This is a genomic window from Psychrobacter sp. van23A, from assembly GCF_030845275.1.
Taxonomy (GTDB): domain Bacteria; phylum Pseudomonadota; class Gammaproteobacteria; order Pseudomonadales; family Moraxellaceae; genus Psychrobacter; species Psychrobacter faecalis.
In genome coordinates, this window is sequence record NZ_CP132595.1 from 2,626,673 (window position 1) to 2,646,033 (window position 19,361).

A 19,361-nucleotide genomic window follows, 5' to 3' on the forward strand; every position below is an offset into this window, starting at 1 on the left:
CTTTAAGGAAAAAGGCGTTATGCGTATACAGCTCCTAGACAACATCACCGGAAAATGGGCGATACAATGGATTGTCATCTGGTTTATTTGCGGCGTGATTGCCTTATCAGCAGGCTTTTGGCTGACCACCGAACATACGACCCTTGACTGGTTTTACTTAGCCGTATCATTTATTGGCTTGATTTGCGTGGTGTCATTATCGTTCCGCAAAAATATTTTGGGTAATGGTTTTGGAATGGCGGCAACCGCAGGTGAATTTGTGGTTCAAGCGACCTCTGGCGCCGTTGGTTTGATGCTCGCGCCGTTATTTAACTTTTTTAGTCATCTGTATGGGATTTTTTATTGGTCCAAGCATACCGACGCCGATGGCGATATGGTGCCCAAATCTGCCAGTCGCTGGATTTGGCTATTAACCATCGCTTTTATGGTCATCGGTTTGGCGCTGTTTCCTACAGTAAATAACTTACTTGCCAGCTATGGTTACGCCGTCGTTGAAGATGATAACAGTAAATTCTTAGGTTTTATCTCTTTCTTTTGGATTAACGTTATCGCTTTTGTGCTGTCTATCACTGCGCAGGCAGCGATGATTCTGCGTTATTCATTTAACTGGTGGTTATGGATTTTATCCAATTTCGTTTGGCTAACCGTGAACCTAATGTCGGGCAATTATATCTTTGCTATTCAAACCATGGTTTACCAAGTCAACTCGTTTGTCGGACTGTATGAATGGTATCGCAGCGAGCAAGACTCTAGGGAGTCAGCCCAACCAGTACGTTAAGGGATAATTTTAATAAACGATATGAAGCTGAAGAACGGTTTAATGTAGTTAAGTGCTGGTATGATTTGACTGTGCGGTTTACCAGATAAAATGGCAGGTTGTGCCAATTAGTGCTACAACTGGTAAGAATAAATTTATTTGCTAACAAGGAGGTTAGTATGTCTCGTACCCGTCAAGGCCGTATGTCAAAACGCACACTTGAGCAATGGCTCAGTGAATATTCTGTCAGCCATCAAAACCTAGTCAATAAAAAAATCCATTGGCTCTGTGTTCCAACCATTTTTGTCAGTATCTTAGGCATGGGCATGTCGCTATCGGTCTGGTTCACCTTGGTGATGAGCGCCTTAGTTTTAATATTTTATATGCGTTTATCGACGCCGCTGTTTTTGGCAATGGGCATATTTATTCTCATTTGCTTATCAGTGATGACGCTACTGCCGTGGGGCTTTAAGGTTTGGGCAACTATCTTTGTGGTTGCTTGGATTGGACAATTTGTTGGCCATAAAATTGAAGGCAAAAAACCGTCTTTCTTTGAAGATTTGCAGTTCTTGCTGATTGGTCCAGCATGGGTAGCTAATAGCTTGATGCGCCGTAAAAAAGCTCAATAAACGGTATTTAATGCTGCTACTATTTTAACTTTTCCGTTTAATACAGTTGAAAAAGCGCCACCCAATAATCCATTGAGTGGCGCTCTTTCTAATTGCTAGCTATTTTAAAAAATAGCTTATTTACCAAATACTTTCATACGCTCTTCGAGAGGCTTAAATTCCTTGTCGCCTGCGGGTTGTTCGATAGCGCCAAATACCAATTGCGCGTTCATCTCCCAATGCTCATCGATATTCCACTCTTCAGCGACTTTTTTATCGATAATAGGATTGTAATGCTGTAAGTTGGCGCCGACATCAATACTGGCTAACGCCGTCCAAATAATGTACTGGTGCATCGCATTGGTTTGGTGCGCCCAAATTGGAAATTTGTCTGCATACAAAGGCGCAGCAGCTTGCATGTCTCTGACGACGCTATGATCTTCAAAAAACAAGATAGTACCAGCACCTGCTTTAAAGCCATCCATTTTTTGCTTGGTCGCCGCAAATTGCTCTTCGTTATCGACGATATCGTGTAGGGTATCTTCGGTTAATTGCCAAAGCTTGTTATGGTCGTCACCAAACAAAACAGCGATACGCGTTGATTGCGAGTTAAATGACGATGGCGTATGTAAAACCGCATGTTCAACCAACTTGACGATTTCATCATTTGAAACGGGTAATTGATCGCTCAAAGCATAAACTGAACGACGTTTTTCTGCCAATTTCTCTAATGTTTTTAGGTCTGACATAGTTTTCTCCATATTATTTATTAGGAATATTAGTGATTAAGTATATTAGTGATTAGAGGCTAATGAATACGAGTACGATTAATGGGTAATACCAAGCAAGCGTACTATCAACAAATCTGCTGTATTATAAGAAAGATTGACCTTAATCAATACTTCCTTTTTGTAATTATATCTTATTAATAGTTTATGAAAACCAAAATAAACTAAACAAACTAACCTTTAAAGCCTTGTGGTAATTCTGGTGCTGGCAAGCGTTTCATGTCTGAGTCGATATTACCAAAACGCTCATGACCGTTGTTCCAGTCGATGATAGATTGCTCAATCTCTTCTTTGTTGTCGGCGACAAAGTTCCACCACAGCAGCACTTGATTGTTTAATGGCTCACCGCCGATAAACATCACACAGGTGCCTTTTTTGGCGACTAGCTTGATGCTTTTATTATTGGCAACGTCGCTATCGTGGAAGCGGAACAATTGATCTTGCTCACAAATTTTGCCTTCAGACTCAATCTGTCCTTCTGTCACCAAGATACCATATTCAAAACCCGGTTCTAGGTTAAGCGTAACTTCACCATCCTCTAAAAAGTAAACGTCGATACCGACCATTTTTGAGTACTGAATGGTTGGCGCTTCATAGCGCTTACCTGTGACGCTGTCATAGCTGCCCGTCGTCAATACCATCTCGACGTTATCTTCACGCCATGTCGGTAGCTCTGGATAATGGTGGAAACTGCGTTCGATTTGTTGATCGGTCGGTAGCGCAATCCACAGTTGTACCATACTTAGACCACGAGCGGCATCTGCCGAACCACCGGTATCAGGAAAAACGCTCTGCTCTGTATGACTGATACCTTGGGTAAGGCCAGTACCTGCTGTCATGACGTTGACTTGGTTTTTGGTAATCACTTGCTTATTACCCAAGCTGTCTTTGTGCAGTACTTCACCATTTAGCATCCAGCTAAAGGTTTGCAGGTTGGTGTGCGGATGACGACCGACTTGCATACCGCTTTCATCTTCGCTAAATTCAGCAGGACCTGCATGGTCTAGAAAGCACCAAGCACCAATTGGCTGCTTACCTTTACTGGGTAACAGACGAGCAATGGGAATGCCGCCCACATCTGCTAAGCGCGGCTCTAGGGTTTCAATACTCATAATTTACCTCTTATGATGTGATATAGAATCTAGTGTGACCAAAAGATAAAAATTAATGTCTATTATTTGGCATTAAAAGCTCATTTAGTCTTAAAAGTTTATAGGTACTTCCATTAGTAATACTTTAGCACCATCGAGGACATCCATCGTAAAGTTCTTAGTATCCCAAACACCTAGACCATCGCGGGTACTCAAAGTGTTACCGTTTACAACGACTTTACCGCTAATGACAAAAATATAGACGCCATTGTTAGGATTTTTAAGCTGATACGTCTCTGTCACGCCTTTATCAAAATCGCCCATACTGAACCATGCATCTTGATGAATCCACACGCCTGCATCATCTCTATTAGGCGATAAAATTTGGTTAAACGCATTTGGCTTCATCAGTTCACCCATACGGATTTGCTGATAACGAGGCTCAACGTTCATTTTGTTTGGGATGACCCAAATCTGTAAAAAACTCACCGCCTCATGGTTATCGGCGTTCATTTCACTATGGGTGATACCCGTACCTGCCGACATGACTTGGACTTCACCGGTTTCAATGATGCCATTATTACCGATGTTATCGCCGTGACCGAGCTTGCCTGATAAAGGAATGCTGATAATTTCCATATCGCGATGTGAATGTTTACCAAAACCTTGACCTGCGATGACAAAATCATCATTAATGACACGTAGCGCCCCAAAGCCCATACGTTCTGGATTGTGATAATTGGCAAAGCTAAAGGTATGCTTGCTTTTTAACCAACCATGGTTGGCATCGCCACGAGAATCTGCTGCTTGATAGATGGTTCTCATAATGTATCCTTAATTATTAGTAAGTTAAACGGCTTTAGAATTTGACATTCATTAACTCGTTTAAACAATGAAACTATTATAATTGTTGTCTACTAACAGATAAACAACGATATTCGCAATTGACTATTCTTATTTTTAGAACAATATCGTCATAAAGGTAAGGTAATATATTTATAACAGAACCCTGTATACTCATAACAGTACAACTAGCATGAGCTGTTACTATGACCAAAGTTACGATAAAAGTGTCATGAAAAAAGTAACGCGAGCAGGTGTAAATTGAGTCCAGAAGATGTTAGTCATACGATATAAGGAAATTTAACTATGTCAGATATGAAAAATAAACAACCATTACATTATGAAGTCATTAATAATACCGAGAAAAAGCGTTTTGAGATTCATATCGATGACAAAATTGCTTTAGAGGATTATGAATTTTTCACCACGAGCGCCGGCGAAAAAGGTATCGAATATAAACATACCGAGGTGCCAGCAGAGTTAGGTGGTCAAGGTATTGCAGGGTATCTGGTCAAATATATTTTGGATGATGCAGCGGCGAAAAACCTACGGGTGAAACCAACTTGTTCTTATGTAAAGTCTTATATCGACAAGCATCCAGAGTACCAAAACAATTCAGTATTTCATAACGCTAAGGCTTAAATAGCGATACATAAGCGCTTAACCAGCAAGCAAAAAAACGCCCTATCCATAAAGCTAGGGCGTTTTTTATTGGCAATGGTTTAGGTGAGATTTATTATTGGTAGTATTCCTTAAGCGATATGCGCTAAGAATTCTTTATCGCGTGCCATCACTGATAAATACAGCACCGGCAATACAAACAAACCTACGGCCCAAAAACTCAGCTGCATATATAGCAAAGCACCTACTAACGCGCCAACTAAAAAGCTAAACACCAATACCGAGCTGTGGGCCAATTTTTTGCCATTATCGGCGTTTCGATTGCGTAGATAATCAGTCAAATTGATACCCAGTTGCGTGGTATTTCCAGTCATCAATACCGTCGGGCTCATGTGCTTAATTATTGTCTTGCTAGCGGTATTACGAATCGCCAGCGCAATGAGACCCAAGCCACCTGTGATTGCCACGGTGATATCGCCGGCATCGACAAACGGCTGGTAATAAAGACCAGCCACCATAAACGCGGTCAAAAAAGCCGCTTCTGCTAAAAATAAATGGCTCAAGGTCAGTTGTTTATTTTTACTGTGGTCAATAAATATCTTGGTGAGCATAACCGTTAAAATAAATAGCGGCAAAGCCGCAAGTTTAATCCATAGACCCGCTTCACCTTTTACCAAGCCACTACCCGCCATCACCAAGTTACCCGTGACATGGGCGGTAAAGAACCCAAACAAGGTGATAAAACCAATGGTATCAATCGCGCCGCCGACCACTGTTAAAAGTACAGGCGTTTGATGACGTTGCCAAAAGCTGGGCAGCTTGGCAGTCTCTGTAGAGATAGGATTAGGCACGCGACGACTGCCCTGCAAATTTACGATTGATGGATTCTTTTCGCAAACTACCGATAATTAATGCGATATTTATGGATGCGCTCATAGGGGCTCCTTGATTATAATTATAAGATGATATTGTCTAAACCATTTACTCTACTAGATTCTGCGCGTATGACTGTTATCAATTGAATATACGCCTGGTCCATGAACAAAAATCATCAAGAAACCGCCTGCCATGGCAATGTTTTTCATAAATGGGTTCATTTGTGATTCATCAATCCAAAATTGATGGAAAAGTAGCGCCGACGTAATGCTAAAACCAGCCATTAGAATCGCCACCAAGCGCGCTTTGAAGCCTAATAAAATTGCGATACCGCCAAGCAGCTCAACAGCAATGACCAAAGGCAATAGCATACCCGGTACGCCCATCGATTCCATATAACCTTGGGTGGCCGCGTAGCCAGTAATTTTGGTAAAGCCAGAAAAGATAAAGATCATCGATAACAATAAGCGACCAATTGGGGCGCTCAGCTCTTGCAGCTTATCCATAAGTATTCTCCAATAACATAAAAGTCATGATTATAAAGATTTTATTTAAAAGACTTTTGTTTGATTAGGTAATGGCATTATTGTAGTCGTTGCTTAATAGCAGATAAACCAAGATAATCGCAAATATAAGTTCTCTTTTAGAGAACAGTCAAATAGCAATTCTACTGGTACAATATTAAAAACGACAATAGCGTTACGTGCTATTTATGCTCACTATTAAGACAGTTAGCATTTTAGCCATACTATTAGACGCTAGAGATAAGCGCCACAGAAAGAAACATTTTTCGATGCCATTTAGCGTTTAATATCCTAATTTTTTGCTACACTCATTATGTTGTTATGTAAGACATACTTAACGCTAGCTTCTACTTACTCACTTAAAAAGGATGATTTATGATCACTATAAATTCTATTAAAAAAACAAACCGCGCAATTACTTTTGCTGCTATCGGTACGCTTGGTTTGCTTAGCACACTAGGTCACGCTGCAACTTATGAGCTTGATTCCAAACATACCGCCGTACGTTTTTTCGTCGATCACTTTGGTACCACGACCAACGCTGGCGGCTTTTATAATCTATCGGGTACGCTTGAGTACGCGCCTAAAGAGAAAAAAGGCTTTGTCGGTATTACCATCCCGATGGGCAGCTTGAGCACAGGTATTAAAGCGTTTGATGGTCACCTTAAATCTGCCGATTTCTTCAATGTAAAAGAACACCCAACCGCTTATTTTAAATCGACTAAGTGGGAATTTGAAGGCGATAAAGTCAAAGCGGTCAAAGGCGATTTAACGCTGCTAGGTCAGACGCATCCAATCACTTTAACGGCCACTAAATTTAACTGTTATGACAGTCCTTTATTAAAAGCTGAGGCGTGCGGTGGCGATTTTGAAACCACGATAGATAGAACCAAATGGGGTATCAATACCTTTACCGATGGCGGTATGATGAAAGACATTAAACTGGTCGTTCAAGTAGAAGGCAGTAAAAAAGCTGATCTTAAATAAGACGGCTTGACGACTTTAAACCGTATTTTATACGGAACACAGTCTAAACTATTTGGCGTTATTGATAAAAAGACTGGGTTTTTAACTCGGTCTTTTATTTTTTATATGATTAACCGCTAAATAATAACAGCCAAATAACAGTAAGGAGGTAGCTAGGATGGGACAACTAGAAGATATGGTGATGTTTGTGCGTATAGTAGAAGCGGGTAGCATTACCAAGGCCGCCGAGCAACTTAATATTGCCAAATCAGCAGTAAGCCGCCGACTCAAGGATTTAGAGACGCGTTTGGGCAGTCAACTGATTAGCCGTACCACGCGCCAATCAAACTTAACCCAAGCTGGCGAGCAATATTACCAAAAGGTGAGTAATATCCTCAGCGAAGTGGACGCGCTAAACGAGGAAACCAGTGGCGCGCCGACGCGTATCGAGGGTACCTTAAAAATGACTGCGCCTTTGTCATTTGGCTTGATGCACTTAAACGATGTCATCGATGAATATGCCAATCAGCATCCTAATCTGAACTTTGAATTAAACTTTTCTGACCGCCATACCGATTTGGTCGAAGAAGGCTTTGAATTAGCGATTCGGATTAGAGAGCTGCAAGATTCAAGTTATCAAGCCAAACGTTTGGCGCTGATTCGTTATACCTTATGTGCCAGTCCTGAATATCTGACTAGAATGGGTACACCAAAAACCATAGAAGATTTGGCCAAGCATGCGTTTTTACAATACGGTCTGAGTAAATCTAGCACGATAGAGCTGATAGACGAGCAAGGCAAAAAACATCAAGTCGCTATCAATTCAAAAATAAAAGTCAATAACGGCGATTTTTTGCGCGATATGGCGGTAAAGGGACACGGTATTGCTTTTTTACCCAATTTTATCACTTATAACACCATAGCCAGTGGTGAGCTTGTCCCCATTATGCAGCAGTATCAACTGCCTACTTTAAACGCTTATGCGGTCTACCCGAAAAATCGCTTTTTGTCGCAGCGCTGTCGCTATCTCATTGATTTTATTGCCGAGCGTTTTGGTAATGACCCTTATTGGGATAAATTTTAATAAAACCAATTTGGCACACTGAGTAGTTTTTTTAAGTCGCTATAAATTCTAAAACTATACTGCTAGTATGATTTTAAGTTATCCATCAGTCATAAGGAAATGCAACATGGATTTAACGTCACTTGGCATGAAAGCCATTCACGACTTTGATGAGGTGCGCCAAAGTCCATTACCACAAGAGCGCCTAAAAGCAGCGCGCAAGCAAGCGCTTTTAGAGAACGTTTTATGGATGAGCCGCCGGTACAGTTTTATCAAAGCGCCGACATGGTGCGCGTGCCCTATCCGACATGGTACGCCTACAGTGGTGTCTATACCCAAAGCACCTATAAATTCCCCTACATTCATATCTTAAACCGCATTTTTATCGTCAAGTATCATGATTTTTTAGGCGAATTAAAAACGCTGCTGTTTTCTCCTTCTGATATTGAAGCGGATCGCGAGACGCCATTTTTTAAAAGACCACTCATTGCAAAAGGAAAGCACGTGATGGGTTACTTTACGGGTAAGACTATCTATATCACTGGCGCGGCCTCTGGTATCGGACTTGAAACGGCTAAGCAGCTGATTGGGCAAGATGCCAATTTGGTCTTGTTTGATAAACAAGCGCTCGATAAGGTCGTCGCCACGCTGCAAGGTTTGAACAAAAATAAAGCGTCGATTATCAGCTATGAACTGGACGTCACCGATGCCGATACTGCAAGCAAGCTATCGCCTGATATCTTGATGCATTTTGTAGGGATTACAGGGCCTTGGACGTTTGATGAGATGAGCCAAGAACAGTTTGAGCGCGTACTGACTATCAATCTATTCGGCACTCGTAACGTATTGGCTGCCGTGCGCCCGTTTTTATCACGTGGCGATCAAGTCATGGTAACCGCTTCGATGGCATCATTTACCGGCAGTTATGGCTACAGCTCTTATAGCGCCTCAAAATTTGCTATTTGGGGCATGATGCAATCGATCGGTTTTGAATGGAAGCCTGACGGTATTGATATCACTGTCTTTGCGCCGCCACCAATAGATACGCCGCTGACCCAAGCAGAAGTCGGCGTCATGGCGCAAGCCGGTGTCGGCATGAAAAAACTGGCAGGCGAGCTAAAAATTGACGATGCCGTTAAATCCATGCTCAAAGGCGTAGAGAAGCGCCAGTTCTTGGTCGTCCCAGGCCTGATGGCAAACTTGATTAGATTACAGCTGCGCTTCTTTCCTGTGAGCTGGGTTAACTGGATAGGTAATAAGACTGTCGCTTTTTCGCTTAGGAAATAGCGTTTCTAACAATGGCTTACTTGCATTAAAGTTTCGCTGCCATGGAGTTTTAATCTGTCAGTTAAAAACTATATTCATAAAAAAGCGTCACCCAACTCAATGTTGGGTGACGCTTTTTTATGACAAGTTCTCTACACTGGCTATTATCTAATCCTAATCTAACGTTTGCACCCCGCCACCATTGACAAATATGGTCTGACCACTCACCCACGTTGATACTGGAGAGGCAAAATACAGCATCGCTCCAGCGATATCATCGGCTTCACCCAAGCGCTGAATAGGCGTATGTGATAGCATTCTCTCCTCAATCTCAGGCGTGAGTACACTCTCTAACGCCGCAGTACGCGTGGCCCCAGGTCCGACGGCATTAACACGCACTTCAGGACCAAAATCGTGCGCTAAATTGGCCACCATATGATTAACAGCAGCTTTTGAACCAGCATAACCACTCATATTTGGACTTTTATTGATACTAGACATCGATGTAGTAAACACAATTGAGCCATAGCCAGATTTTTTCATATGGGGTACGCAAAGTTGCGATAAGCGCCAGCCGCTAAAGACATTCAATTCAAAATCACGGCGAATATCATCGACAGAAATCTTAGACGGGTTTTCACGGCCACCGCCGCCGCCCGCGTTGTTAATCAAAATATTGATGCTACCAAATTCAGCAACTACTTTTTCTACCATATTTACCAAATCATCGTCTTTTAAAATATTACACTCAATGGCAAATCCTCTGACGCCATATTCTTCGATATCTTTAACGGCCGCCTTAGCATCCTCTAATTTTAAGTCTGCAATGACGATATTTGCCCCCGCTTGTGCCAAACGCAAAGCTGTCGCCTTACCGATACCATTCGCACCGCCCGTCACAATGGCCGTTTTACCGCTTAAATCAAACAATTCGTTGAATGCTTGGTGGTGTTCTAAAAAGTATGCCGGCATCAGACGTAACCATAATTGATGTAAAAGAACACCATATCAAACACTTTGAAGTGATTATCGAGCTTCTTAGAGAAACAACAGGTTTTTCTAACCGCCCGACGCAATCGGTGTCTAAGACGGCAGTTATTACCTTCAATGCCTACCGTATGAGATTTGCCAACTCGTTTGTGGTCAAATTTAAAGGCGGTTATAAAACTGTCCCAGTTATCCATACTGATAGAGCCATAGCTGACTTTAAGCTGCTTGAGACGAGCTCTTAACTTCTTAGCCGTTTTTAAGTCGCGTCTGCCCCAGACATAAGCGACAATCTCATTAGTAACGCGATCATAAGCATAAATAAGCCAAACTTTACGCTTTTTGCGATACACGTAAGTCCAGAATTCATCAACCTCTAAGCGTTCATAGTAGCGCTTCTTAGGCGTAATCTTATAAACAGATGAGCCTATGGTGCTCAATACTTTACCGATACTGACTGAGGCTATAACAGCTATGTCTCTAACGCCGCAGCCTCTAACTGTCATGAGCCGTATAAGCTCTTCTACTTTAGAGTGACAGCCATGATAAGTTAAGGCATGGTCGCCAATAAACTGACGTTTGCAGTCCTTACATTGATAATTCTGCTTGCCATAGCTTTTTTTGCCATTTTTCTTTAGACTATTACTGTGACAGTCGGGGCAACTGATATCTATTTGTGTCTTCATAACCTCAAATATATCATCTTGCTCTGGCTGTCACTCCTCCTTTTATTTCCTCAGCATACTTTCTGATACACCACCGAATGCTTTATATTGAAATTCTTGCATAAAAAATCCTTATCATCGTTATTATTATTTTTAAAAGCTACAGACTATTATTATGCGCGGCTAAAATTAAATGAGTGTGTCAAATTATCCGTAATTTGTAACGGGTGCATTTCATAATGCAGGATAATGCAGGGATTTTTAGTATACCGATAAACTTTTAATAGCGCTGCCAACTTGGCTTTTAAATGTTAAGTGCTAAATTTAAAACATAAAAAAAGCCTTACTTCTTATAAGAAGTAAGGCTTTAGTGCTTTTGCAAGCTATATTTGGAGCGGGATAAGAGATTCGAACTCTCGACCCCAACCTTGGCAAGGTTGTGCTCTACCACTGAGCTAATCCCGCTAAATTTCAAATCGTAATGTTGTTAACAACGACTACGTCTCGATAGGCTGGCTATTTTAGCAAATATTCTGTAGGTGTCAATAGCTTTTTTCAAGTTTTTGACTGACAATTGGCAATTTGAGTGATTCTCGAGGCAAGAAAACATATACATTATTGATTTCAATTACTATTTTCATTCCTAATAATAACGCTATAAATTTAAAAAATTTATAAATCGTAGCAAATTTTATGGGAGCTGGTATTGAGTAGCAAACTTTCATTTATCGCATTTACAATCCTACTGCCTATTGTTACTTTTTCTGTCTAGGTTTTCACTTGCCAACATTATTATACTTATGCCTAACGATAAATAGTTGCGGTAGAGCTTTATCGTTTTGGTAGATCAGCAGGCATGACGAGTTTTTAATCAGTTAACCTTTTTTAATAAAAAACTATCTTTACCGCGACCGTTTTCATTTTAATATTGTTTAATTTTTTTATATTTACAGCGAGGACGTTTTATGAAGAAGCTATTTACCACCACCATCATGGCGGCATCTTTGTCGGCATTGACCCTGACCGGTTGCTCAAGTACCACTAGCACCGGCGCTGTCGGCGTTGACCGTCAGCAGCTACTTTTGGTTTCTAGTGAGCAAGTACAGCGATTATCAGCGCAAAGCTACAATAAAAATATCCAAGAAGCACGTGCACGCGGTTTGCTTGACACCAATAAGGCCCAGCTCAATCGTTTAAAAAATATCTCTAACCGTTTGATTGGTCAAGTGGGCGTCTATCGTCCTGACGCAGCGAAATGGAAGTGGGAAGTTCACACCATTAAATCTAACGATTTGAACGCGTTTGTGATGCCAGGTGGTAAGATTATGTTTTTCACTGGTATCATTGATCGCTTAAATCTTAGCGATGACGAAATCGCCGCTATTATGGGTCATGAAATGTCTCATGCGTTGCGCGAGCACTCACGTGAGCGCTTATCGCGTCAATATGCCACGCAAACGGGTATCGGTGTTGCAGCCAGTATTTTTGGTCTATCGCAAGGTCAGGCTGAGCTTGCTAACGTTGCAGGAGACTTAGGTTTAAGCCGTCCGCACAGTCGCACGCAAGAAGCAGAAGCTGACCAAATCGGTCTTGAACTGATGGCACGTGCAGGTTACAACCCACAAGCCGCGATTACCTTGTGGCAAAAAATGCAGCGCGCCAGCCAAGGCGAGCCACCGCAATTTTTGAGCACTCACCCAACCAGCAGCAACCGAATTGCGCAATTGCAGTCATTGATGCCTAAGGTAATGCCGTTATATCAAAAAGCACGTCGTTAAAATTTAATAGCAAATGGTATTCATAGTAAATAGCAATAGACGACAATAATAGACGATAAAAGCAGAGCGTAATAAGGTTGCGCTCTGCTTTTTTGTGCGTATCACTAATCCGCTCTTTACTGGTATAGAAGGCTTTGCAGAGCCTTGCAGTATAATTATCAGGGTCTGCTATAATGAGTGCCATCAGCCAATTAAAAGGCTAAGCATTAAAATGACGAGGATAACTATGACAACAAATACGCCGACTGCAGACGCTCTTAATGAGGCGCTACAAGCCCTGCAAGCACAGCATATTGAACTGGTGAATGAATCAATGAACCATGCCGGTTATTTTGACGGTAAAGAAAGTCACTTTAAACTGACGATTGTCAGCGATGCCTTTGAAGGCAAACGCTTGGTGGCGCGTCATCAGCTCGTGTACAATCTAGCAAATTCACTTTTGACCTCACAAGGTGGTCAAATCCACGCTTTGGCTATCCATGCTTATACGCCAACAGAATGGCAAGGCCAAAGTCCTGACAGCCCATTATGCGCAGGGCAAAATAAAGGCTAGTCTCAAAAATTAGTCTTAACGCTATTCCCAAATAACATAGATAAGCTGGCAAACGGCACCTTTAAAGGAAACCCTATCCAATGAAACATCTACATATGCTCATGGCCGTCTTGTTGATTGCGCTGTTTTTATACCAAAGCTATGTGGTATTAAGCGCAAACAAAAAGCCACCATTTGCGGTAAAAATATCGACTCATATTCTCTATGCCGTCATTATTATTTCAGGGGCTGGCATGCTCGTGCAACTTATGAGTGTCAATGCGCCAGTACAGTGGGTATTTGCTAAAGTTATCTTATTGGTTGCCGCACTCAGTGCCAGTATTAAAGCTTTTAATGACAAAGCCACGCCTAGTCAAAGAAAAACCGGCATCCTTATCGCGGGTATCGCCTATGTTGGCATCTTGGTACTCGCCTTTACCAAGCCGGGTAATTTATTTTAAGAGTCGTTAAAAGTTATATTTTTCAATATCTTAATCGCTATTTTTTTGCTATCTTAAATAAATATCAACCTCTCAACGTCGCCTTATGGAGCTATTATGAAAACTCTTACTGCAGCAACACTACTCGCCACAGCTGGCGTTTTTGCTCTCTCGGGCTGCGCCTCAACGGGTAATATTACGCCGCAATACGTGCCACCGAGCACTTATCAAAGCTATGACTGCCAAGCACTGAGCCAAGAATATAACCGTGTCAATCGCTATGTCAATGCAGCACGCAATGAACAATCGACCATAGCCGCCTCAGGTGTCGGCGTTGGGGTTTCCGCCGGACGTTGGGGTATCTCGCCTAATATCAGCTTTGGCTTGGGTAAAAGTAACAATACCAAAGCCCGTGATGCCAAATTATCGCGACTTTATGGTGAGCGTGATGCCATTATCCAATCTGCTCGTATCCAGCGCTGTAGCTTTGCCAATGGTATTAAGATTTATGGTGAGTAATCATTAATACCTGTTTCATAGTTTTGAAAGTCTCTTACAAAAAAAGCCAATACGCGATAAGCATATTGGCTTTTTTATGTTTAATCATGAAGTGCAGTAACTCAATCTGAGATTAAGAGTTTAAGCTTCTTACCCACTGTACGATTTGATCGCTTGGTAAGGCTCCAGACTGGCGCGCGATTTCTTTGCCGTTTTTGAAGGCTACCATCGTCGGCAAGCTACGAATATTATAAGGTGCCGTCGCTTGCTCATATTTATCAGTTTGTATCTTAGCAAACACCACGTGCGGCAGCTGGCTGGCTGCGGCTTTAAACTGCGGTGCCATCATTAGACACGGCTGACACCAACTTGCCCAAAAATCAACGATGGTCAATACCTCATTTTTTTGGATGACTTTACTAACTGTTTGGGCGTTTAGCTCATGCGGACTGGCCGTTAATAATGGCTGACCACATTTGCCGCAGTTCGGTGCGGCATTAAGGCGCGCTGCAGGTACGCGATTGGTGGCACTGCAGTGCGGACAAACCAGATGAGAGTTTTGCTCACTCATGATACAACTCCTTTAAAAATAACAGCGGCGGGCGTCTTAGTAACGCTCTTATAAATAGACTAGCATCAAGATAACCGTTGCACGTATTGTGCTTGCGTAACTTTTTGCTTAATTGTATTTATCTACTTCTTGCCAGTTTTTTTGTTTATCTAAATATAATTGACGCTTAAAGCGCATTAAGTGGCACTTTGAGATAGCGCATACCATTGTCTTCTGGTTTTGGAAAATGTCCGGCATCGATATTGAGTTGTACTGACGGGATAATGAGCCGCGGCATCTCTAGCGTGGCATCGCGGCGCTCGCGCATCTCGACAAACTCCGCTTCATTGATACCCTCTTTGACATGGATATTTCCGAGCTTTTGCGCGGCTACCGTCGTGGTTGGACAATGCTTGCGACCTTGACTCGGATAGTCATGGCACAGATACATGATGGTTTCGTCAGGCAGTGCGAGCAATTTTTGGATAGACTGATACAGGGTTTTGGCGTCGCCTCCGGGGAAGTCGCAGCGCGCTGTACCAACATCGGGAGCAAATAGCGTATCACCGACAAAGACCACGGTTTTTTCATCATCAGCGGCAAGATACGCCATATCCGCGCGGGTGTGACCAGGCACATACATAGCAGTAATCGTAATACCGCCAAGCGTCAAGGTCTCGCCTTCATCGGTCAAGATATCAAACTGGCTGGCATCGGTACGAAAACTGCTATCAAAGTTAAAGATTTGCTTAAATATTTTTTGCACTTCGGTGATATGTTGCCCGATGACCAACTTACCGCCAAGCTCATCTTTTACATGGATAGCAGCAGATATATGGTCGGCATGAGCATGGGTTTCTATAATATAAACCAGCGTCCAGCCCTGCTCTCGAACGAACGCTATTACTTCATCTACACTCACGGTATCCGTATGTCCGGATTTAGCATCAAAATCCAGTACAGGATCGATGATGGCACACACTTGATGCTGCACATCAGCCAGTAAATGGGTGTAAGTTTCCGTGTCGCTATGTAAGAAAGAATGAACTTGCATGGCTACCTCTTTACTTGTATATGAATGTTTTAATTTTTAAGGTATTGTTCCGTATAATAGGCGTTTATTTATGGCATTTGCTGCTGATTTATAGTATCTATCCCTAGTGTTGCCTATATTTCCTATGCTTCTGCCTACCAATACAATACCAGCACTATAGCAATCATTATACATTTTATCAATTTATATAATGTAAATAACGATAACTTGCTATAAATCGCGATATCATTGATAATTAACTATATATATCCGTAACTTATCTATAAACTCTGCTTTTTCTATTTATATCTTTTATAAGGAGCTCGCTCTGACTACTTCAACTTCAGCATTGAGCACAACCACCATCCCCACTGGCACGCCTACATCTGCCAACGTCGCAGACTTTGCGCCTAAAGACCTTGCTGAGCAAATGCAACAAGCCTCCATGCAAGCCAGCCAGTTATTAAAATCGCTCTCACATCCTGATCGCTTATTACTTTTGTGTCAGCTGACCCAAGGCGAGTACTGTGTCAGTGAGCTTGAGGGCTTGGTCGGTGTCGGTCAGCCAAGTTTATCGCAGCAGCTAGGTATTTTGCGTAAAGACGAGCTGGTGACGACCCGCCGCGAAGGTAAGCAAATCTACTATAGTATCGCAAGCGACGATGCATTATCGGTATTACAGTTATTGTATGAGCGCTTTTGTGCCAAAACAGATGCCTAACTGCGCGTTTGGTTTTTAATTATTTTTAACTTTCTTATCGTGATGACATATCGCCATGCCTTCTATCGCTGCCCGTCTGATTCCTGCTTGGTTACGTCAGTATCAGCTGTCTGCCCTGCCGACTGACGTCATCGCGGGCTTAGTCGTTGGCGTGCTTGTCATTCCGCAAAGCTTAGGCTATGCGGTACTAGCAGGGTTGCCGCCGGTCTATGGACTCTATGCAGCTATCGTACCCGTGCTGGTATATGCGTGGATAGGCTCGAGCAATGTCCAAGCTGTAGGGCCCGTCGCCATCACGGCAATTATGACGGCAAGTAGTTTGCATCCTTATGGCAATGATGGCACGCAGCAATATATATTGATGGCCAGTTTACTGTCTTTGATGGTTGGCACGATGTTATGGCTGGCGGGAAGGCTGAAGCTTGGCTGGATTATGCAGTTTATCAGTCGCGGCGTATCGGCAGGCTTTATCAGTGGCGCGGCGGTATTGATTTTTGTCAGTCAGCTTAAATATCTGACGGGGATTCCTATTGCCGGTAATGGCCTTATTGGTTATTTATCCAGTATGCAGATGTATGGCCGCCAGCTGCATCCGCTAACCTTGATCATCGGCGTGATGGCATTTACGCTGTTGTTTGCCAACCGTTATGCGAGCAAATGGGTCTGGCGCTCTTGGTTGTCAGCCTCTTATGCCAAATGGGCTGAGCGTCTATTCCCGCTTATTTTGCTTGGTCTTGCCATTGTATTAAGCATGAGTTTGCATTGGACAACGCATGGCGTAGCGACGATTGGTGATATTCCGCAAGGGCTGCCCAGCTTTACCCTACCGTACTTGCCAGATTTTCATGAAGCGCTCAATCTATTACCAAGCGCAGGTTTGATGGCGTTGATTATCTTTGTCTCAAGTAGCTCAGTAGCCAGCAACTATGCACGCCTGCGCGGTGAAAGCTTTGATGCCAATCGTGAGTTAACCGGACTGGGACTGGCCAATATGGCGGGCGGCTTTTTTCAAAGCTTTACCATCGCTGGCGGCTTTTCACGAACAGCGATTAATGCCGACTCAGGCGCCAAAACGCCAGTCGCAAGTCTGGTAACCGTGCTGGTTATGATTGCTGCGTTGATCGCTTTTGGTCATTTATTAGCGCCTCTGCCCTACGCTCTCTTGGGCGCGACTATTATGACGTCAATTATCGGTCTCATTGATATGGCGACTTTAAAGTCAGCATGGCAACGCGACCGCTTAGATGCGGCGAGCTTTCTGGCGGCATTTATCGGGGTGCTTATATTTGGGCTAAATACTGGCTTAGTCATCGGTTTGATGGTGTCGTTTGCTAGCCTCATTTGGCAGTCGAGTAAACCACACGTTGCCGTCGTCGGACAGCTAGCGGGTACAGGACATTTTCGCAATATCAATCGTCATGATGTGGTAACCTTTAGCAATTTATTGATGCTGCGTATCGATGAGAGCTTGTTTTTTGGCAATAGTGAATCCGTGCATCGCAGCGTCATACAAGCGACGCGGCAGTACCCCGAGGCGCATGAGGTTATCCTGATTATGTCAGCGGTCAATCATATTGACTTGACCGGACAAGAGATGCTTATCAGCCTCAATCAAGAATTATTTAACCAAAAAAAGCACTTAAGCTTTAGCTTTATTAAGGGACCGGTGATGGATATTATCGAGCATACACCGGTCATAACCCATCTATCAGGGCAGGTTTATTTAAGCACCATGGATGCGGTCAATGCGCTAAAAGATAATTAGCTTATAGCTAACCAATTTTTCGCTTAAATTAATCCTGACAGAAAGTGCTTTTGAGAAAACATCAGTGACAAAATATAGCTATTATGACCACTGTGTTATGCTAGATTGTAATAAGCCTTTAAAATTTACAGAATCTAGAAATAGACAAAACCTTACGCCATTTAATATACGCGACCGAAAAACTTATGACCGATGACTTAACCATTTATAAGCAAATTTACCCAAGCCAATGCGTCAAGATTGCCGAGCTTGGCTACCGCTCTGTGCTCAATATTCGACCTGACGCTGAAACAGAGACGCAGCCTAATAGCTGTGACTTTACCAGTGCAACGGCAAAGGCCAACCTTACCTATCAGCATTTACCATTTGATGATGAGCGTTTAAGCATGGCGACTGTCGAGCAGTTTGCCGCCTTTTATCGCAGTATGCCCAAACCCATCCTAATGTTTTGCGGCACCGGTGCACGCGCCAAATTGCTCTATCAAAGCGCATTGATGCAAGGTTTGCTATAGAAAGCAGGTAGGCTTTATTGAAATATTTTAATCTAAGCGCAAAATTTTCGTTTTTACGCTAAAAAATAAAAAGGAGCTTTTATGAGCCATGAAGTGAGTATTACCGGACAAATCACCCCTGATCAAGTACCTATGATTGCTGAAAATGGTTTTAAGACCATTATTAACAACCGTCCAGATGGTGAAGAACCAAACCAACCAACCAGTGCTGAGATTGAAGCCGCGGCTAAACAAGCAGGTCTTGCTTATAAAGAAGTGTCTTTTGCCGGTAGCGAGCTCAATCAAAACCATGTTGAAGAATTTGCTGACTTTTTTAACCAAGCTGAGCAGCCTATACTGATTTTTTGCCGTACCGGTAACCGCTCAACGGGTATTTATGAGGCGGCAAAGCGTATGGATTTGTTAGACGATTGATAATGCCCTGAATAAAACTGTTGTTGCTCAAAAAACAAAACCCCTAAAACCTTAGTAGATTTT

The 19,361-nt window shown here is 42.6% G+C and carries 23 protein-coding genes and 1 tRNA gene; 14 read left to right on the forward strand and 10 right to left on the reverse strand.

Annotated elements, in window-relative coordinates; all coding sequences use genetic code 11:
• The first annotated feature begins 19 nt into the window (after positions 1-19).
• On the forward strand, positions 20-778 hold the full coding sequence (pnuC, locus tag RAH45_RS11165; RefSeq protein WP_068407490.1) for a nicotinamide riboside transporter PnuC: 759 nt from the start codon (positions 20-22) through the stop codon (positions 776-778).
• Between the two features lie 158 nt (positions 779-936).
• Complete coding sequence (locus tag RAH45_RS11170) at positions 937-1,386, forward strand: Mpo1 family 2-hydroxy fatty acid dioxygenase (protein WP_068407493.1); 450 nt, start codon at positions 937-939, stop codon at positions 1,384-1,386.
• 116 nt (positions 1,387-1,502) lie between these two features.
• Here the strand turns inward: RAH45_RS11170 and RAH45_RS11175 are convergent, their stop codons facing one another.
• The 3 genes from RAH45_RS11175 to RAH45_RS11185 all read right to left on the reverse strand — a co-directional run bounded on the left by RAH45_RS11175 (position 1,503) and on the right by RAH45_RS11185 (position 4,069).
• A complete protein-coding gene (locus tag RAH45_RS11175; protein ID WP_068407496.1) occupies positions 1,503-2,114 on the reverse strand; it encodes a nitroreductase family protein in 612 nt (203 codons plus the stop codon).
• A 212-nt stretch (positions 2,115-2,326) separates the two neighbouring features.
• Positions 2,327-3,265, reverse strand: coding sequence for a pirin family protein (locus tag RAH45_RS11180; RefSeq protein ID WP_198329081.1), 939 nt, complete (start codon positions 3,263-3,265; stop codon positions 2,327-2,329).
• 90 nt (positions 3,266-3,355) lie between these two features.
• Entirely contained in the window at positions 3,356-4,069 is a 714-nt protein-coding gene (locus tag RAH45_RS11185) for a pirin family protein (RefSeq protein WP_068407502.1), read from the reverse strand.
• Positions 4,070-4,393: 324 nt separating this feature from the next.
• Here RAH45_RS11185 and RAH45_RS11190 point away from each other — a divergent pair, with 324 nt between their 5' ends.
• Positions 4,394-4,729 (forward strand): GNAT family N-acetyltransferase, encoded by a 336-nt coding sequence (locus RAH45_RS11190; RefSeq protein WP_227514987.1) that lies wholly within the window; start codon positions 4,394-4,396, stop codon positions 4,727-4,729.
• 110 nt (positions 4,730-4,839) lie between these two features.
• Here RAH45_RS11190 and RAH45_RS11195 read toward each other — a convergent pair whose 3' ends face one another.
• Positions 4,840-5,559, reverse strand: a complete 720-nt coding sequence (locus RAH45_RS11195; RefSeq protein ID WP_068407525.1) for a YoaK family protein — start codon at positions 5,557-5,559, stop codon at positions 4,840-4,842.
• Between the two features lie 138 nt (positions 5,560-5,697).
• On the reverse strand, positions 5,698-6,090 hold the full coding sequence (locus tag RAH45_RS11200; RefSeq protein ID WP_068407505.1) for a DoxX family protein: 393 nt from the start codon (positions 6,088-6,090) through the stop codon (positions 5,698-5,700).
• A gap of 393 nt (positions 6,091-6,483) precedes the next feature.
• On the opposite strand from RAH45_RS11200, the gene RAH45_RS11205 reads away from it, so the two are divergent.
• From RAH45_RS11205 to RAH45_RS11215, 3 genes are all read left to right on the forward strand, one after another.
• Positions 6,484-7,095 carry a YceI family protein gene (locus RAH45_RS11205; RefSeq protein WP_082894368.1) on the forward strand — a complete coding sequence of 204 codons (612 nt, stop codon included), beginning with the start codon at positions 6,484-6,486 and terminating at the stop codon, positions 7,093-7,095.
• A 157-nt stretch (positions 7,096-7,252) separates the two neighbouring features.
• A complete protein-coding gene (locus RAH45_RS11210; protein ID WP_198329082.1) occupies positions 7,253-8,158 on the forward strand; it encodes a LysR family transcriptional regulator in 906 nt (301 codons plus the stop codon).
• 225 nt (positions 8,159-8,383) lie between these two features.
• Positions 8,384-9,424 carry an SDR family NAD(P)-dependent oxidoreductase gene (locus RAH45_RS11215; protein WP_068407511.1) on the forward strand — a complete coding sequence of 347 codons (1,041 nt, stop codon included), beginning with the start codon at positions 8,384-8,386 and terminating at the stop codon, positions 9,422-9,424.
• A gap of 153 nt (positions 9,425-9,577) precedes the next feature.
• On the opposite strand, the gene RAH45_RS11220 is transcribed toward RAH45_RS11215, so the two are convergent.
• From RAH45_RS11220 to RAH45_RS11230, 3 genes are all read right to left on the reverse strand, one after another.
• Positions 9,578-10,375, reverse strand: a complete 798-nt coding sequence (locus RAH45_RS11220; protein WP_068407514.1) for a glucose 1-dehydrogenase — start codon at positions 10,373-10,375, stop codon at positions 9,578-9,580.
• Positions 10,375-11,076 carry an IS1 family transposase gene (locus RAH45_RS11225; RefSeq protein ID WP_306495277.1) on the reverse strand — a complete coding sequence of 234 codons (702 nt, stop codon included), beginning with the start codon at positions 11,074-11,076 and terminating at the stop codon, positions 10,375-10,377. The genes RAH45_RS11220 and RAH45_RS11225 overlap by 1 nt, the downstream gene beginning before the upstream one ends.
• Before the next feature lie 369 nt (positions 11,077-11,445).
• A tRNA-Gly gene (locus tag RAH45_RS11230) sits at positions 11,446-11,520 on the reverse strand.
• Between the two features lie 500 nt (positions 11,521-12,020).
• Between RAH45_RS11230 and RAH45_RS11235 the strand changes: the two genes are divergently transcribed.
• From RAH45_RS11235 to RAH45_RS11250, 4 genes are all read left to right on the forward strand, one after another.
• Positions 12,021-12,833, forward strand: coding sequence for a M48 family metallopeptidase (locus tag RAH45_RS11235; RefSeq protein WP_306495278.1), 813 nt, complete (start codon positions 12,021-12,023; stop codon positions 12,831-12,833).
• A 211-nt stretch (positions 12,834-13,044) separates the two neighbouring features.
• Positions 13,045-13,386 (forward strand): BolA family protein, encoded by a 342-nt coding sequence (locus RAH45_RS11240; protein WP_068407576.1) that lies wholly within the window; start codon positions 13,045-13,047, stop codon positions 13,384-13,386.
• 80 nt (positions 13,387-13,466) lie between these two features.
• Entirely contained in the window at positions 13,467-13,826 is a 360-nt protein-coding gene (locus RAH45_RS11245; protein ID WP_068407573.1) for a SirB2 family protein, read from the forward strand.
• A gap of 96 nt (positions 13,827-13,922) precedes the next feature.
• The gene (locus RAH45_RS11250) at positions 13,923-14,324 is read left to right on the forward strand and encodes a hypothetical protein (protein WP_068407570.1); all 402 of its coding nucleotides are present in this window, start codon (positions 13,923-13,925) and stop codon (positions 14,322-14,324) included.
• A 112-nt stretch (positions 14,325-14,436) separates the two neighbouring features.
• On the opposite strand, the gene trxA is transcribed toward RAH45_RS11250, so the two are convergent.
• The gene (gene trxA, locus RAH45_RS11255) at positions 14,437-14,874 is read right to left on the reverse strand and encodes a thioredoxin (protein ID WP_068407567.1); all 438 of its coding nucleotides are present in this window, start codon (positions 14,872-14,874) and stop codon (positions 14,437-14,439) included.
• A 166-nt stretch (positions 14,875-15,040) separates the two neighbouring features.
• Positions 15,041-15,907, reverse strand: a complete 867-nt coding sequence (locus RAH45_RS11260) for an MBL fold metallo-hydrolase (RefSeq protein WP_068407564.1) — start codon at positions 15,905-15,907, stop codon at positions 15,041-15,043.
• Between the two features lie 409 nt (positions 15,908-16,316).
• Between RAH45_RS11260 and RAH45_RS11265 the strand changes: the two genes are divergently transcribed.
• The 4 genes from RAH45_RS11265 (at position 16,317) to RAH45_RS11280 (ending at position 19,298) form a co-directional block, all read left to right on the forward strand.
• A complete protein-coding gene (locus RAH45_RS11265) occupies positions 16,317-16,607 on the forward strand; it encodes an ArsR/SmtB family transcription factor (RefSeq protein ID WP_068407589.1) in 291 nt (96 codons plus the stop codon).
• 55 nt (positions 16,608-16,662) lie between these two features.
• On the forward strand, positions 16,663-18,372 hold the full coding sequence (locus RAH45_RS11270) for a SulP family inorganic anion transporter (protein WP_068407562.1): 1,710 nt from the start codon (positions 16,663-16,665) through the stop codon (positions 18,370-18,372).
• Positions 18,373-18,557: 185 nt separating this feature from the next.
• Positions 18,558-18,884 carry a protein tyrosine phosphatase family protein gene (locus RAH45_RS11275; RefSeq protein ID WP_068407559.1) on the forward strand — a complete coding sequence of 109 codons (327 nt, stop codon included), beginning with the start codon at positions 18,558-18,560 and terminating at the stop codon, positions 18,882-18,884.
• A gap of 81 nt (positions 18,885-18,965) precedes the next feature.
• Positions 18,966-19,298 carry a protein tyrosine phosphatase family protein gene (locus tag RAH45_RS11280; protein WP_068407556.1) on the forward strand — a complete coding sequence of 111 codons (333 nt, stop codon included), beginning with the start codon at positions 18,966-18,968 and terminating at the stop codon, positions 19,296-19,298.
• The last annotated feature ends 63 nt before the right edge of the window (positions 19,299-19,361 follow it).

Coding starts and splice junctions, on each gene's coding strand:
- RAH45_RS11240 (WP_068407576.1), top strand. CDS start 13,045: ATGACGAGGATAACTATGACAACAAATACGCCGACTGCAGACGCTCTT.
- RAH45_RS11170 (WP_068407493.1), top strand. CDS start 937: ATGTCTCGTACCCGTCAAGGCCGTATGTCAAAACGCACACTTGAGCAA.
- RAH45_RS11175 (WP_068407496.1), bottom strand. CDS start 2,114: ATGTCAGACCTAAAAACATTAGAGAAATTGGCAGAAAAACGTCGTTCA.
- RAH45_RS11280 (WP_068407556.1), top strand. CDS start 18,966: ATGAGCCATGAAGTGAGTATTACCGGACAAATCACCCCTGATCAAGTA.
- RAH45_RS11250 (WP_068407570.1), top strand. CDS start 13,923: ATGAAAACTCTTACTGCAGCAACACTACTCGCCACAGCTGGCGTTTTT.
- RAH45_RS11210 (WP_198329082.1), top strand. CDS start 7,253: ATGGGACAACTAGAAGATATGGTGATGTTTGTGCGTATAGTAGAAGCG.
- RAH45_RS11265 (WP_068407589.1), top strand. CDS start 16,317: ATGCAACAAGCCTCCATGCAAGCCAGCCAGTTATTAAAATCGCTCTCA.
- RAH45_RS11275 (WP_068407559.1), top strand. CDS start 18,558: ATGACCGATGACTTAACCATTTATAAGCAAATTTACCCAAGCCAATGC.
- RAH45_RS11180 (WP_198329081.1), bottom strand. CDS start 3,265: ATGAGTATTGAAACCCTAGAGCCGCGCTTAGCAGATGTGGGCGGCATT.
- RAH45_RS11220 (WP_068407514.1), bottom strand. CDS start 10,375: ATGCCGGCATACTTTTTAGAACACCACCAAGCATTCAACGAATTGTTT.
- RAH45_RS11185 (WP_068407502.1), bottom strand. CDS start 4,069: ATGAGAACCATCTATCAAGCAGCAGATTCTCGTGGCGATGCCAACCAT.
- RAH45_RS11245 (WP_068407573.1), top strand. CDS start 13,467: ATGAAACATCTACATATGCTCATGGCCGTCTTGTTGATTGCGCTGTTT.
- pnuC (WP_068407490.1), top strand. CDS start 20: ATGCGTATACAGCTCCTAGACAACATCACCGGAAAATGGGCGATACAA.
- RAH45_RS11190 (WP_227514987.1), top strand. CDS start 4,394: ATGTCAGATATGAAAAATAAACAACCATTACATTATGAAGTCATTAAT.
- RAH45_RS11225 (WP_306495277.1), bottom strand. CDS start 11,076: ATGAAGACACAAATAGATATCAGTTGCCCCGACTGTCACAGTAATAGT.
- RAH45_RS11260 (WP_068407564.1), bottom strand. CDS start 15,907: ATGCAAGTTCATTCTTTCTTACATAGCGACACGGAAACTTACACCCAT.
- trxA (WP_068407567.1), bottom strand. CDS start 14,874: ATGAGTGAGCAAAACTCTCATCTGGTTTGTCCGCACTGCAGTGCCACC.
- RAH45_RS11200 (WP_068407505.1), bottom strand. CDS start 6,090: ATGGATAAGCTGCAAGAGCTGAGCGCCCCAATTGGTCGCTTATTGTTA.
- RAH45_RS11205 (WP_082894368.1), top strand. CDS start 6,484: ATGATCACTATAAATTCTATTAAAAAAACAAACCGCGCAATTACTTTT.
- RAH45_RS11235 (WP_306495278.1), top strand. CDS start 12,021: ATGAAGAAGCTATTTACCACCACCATCATGGCGGCATCTTTGTCGGCA.
- RAH45_RS11215 (WP_068407511.1), top strand. CDS start 8,384: ATGGATGAGCCGCCGGTACAGTTTTATCAAAGCGCCGACATGGTGCGC.
- RAH45_RS11270 (WP_068407562.1), top strand. CDS start 16,663: ATGCCTTCTATCGCTGCCCGTCTGATTCCTGCTTGGTTACGTCAGTAT.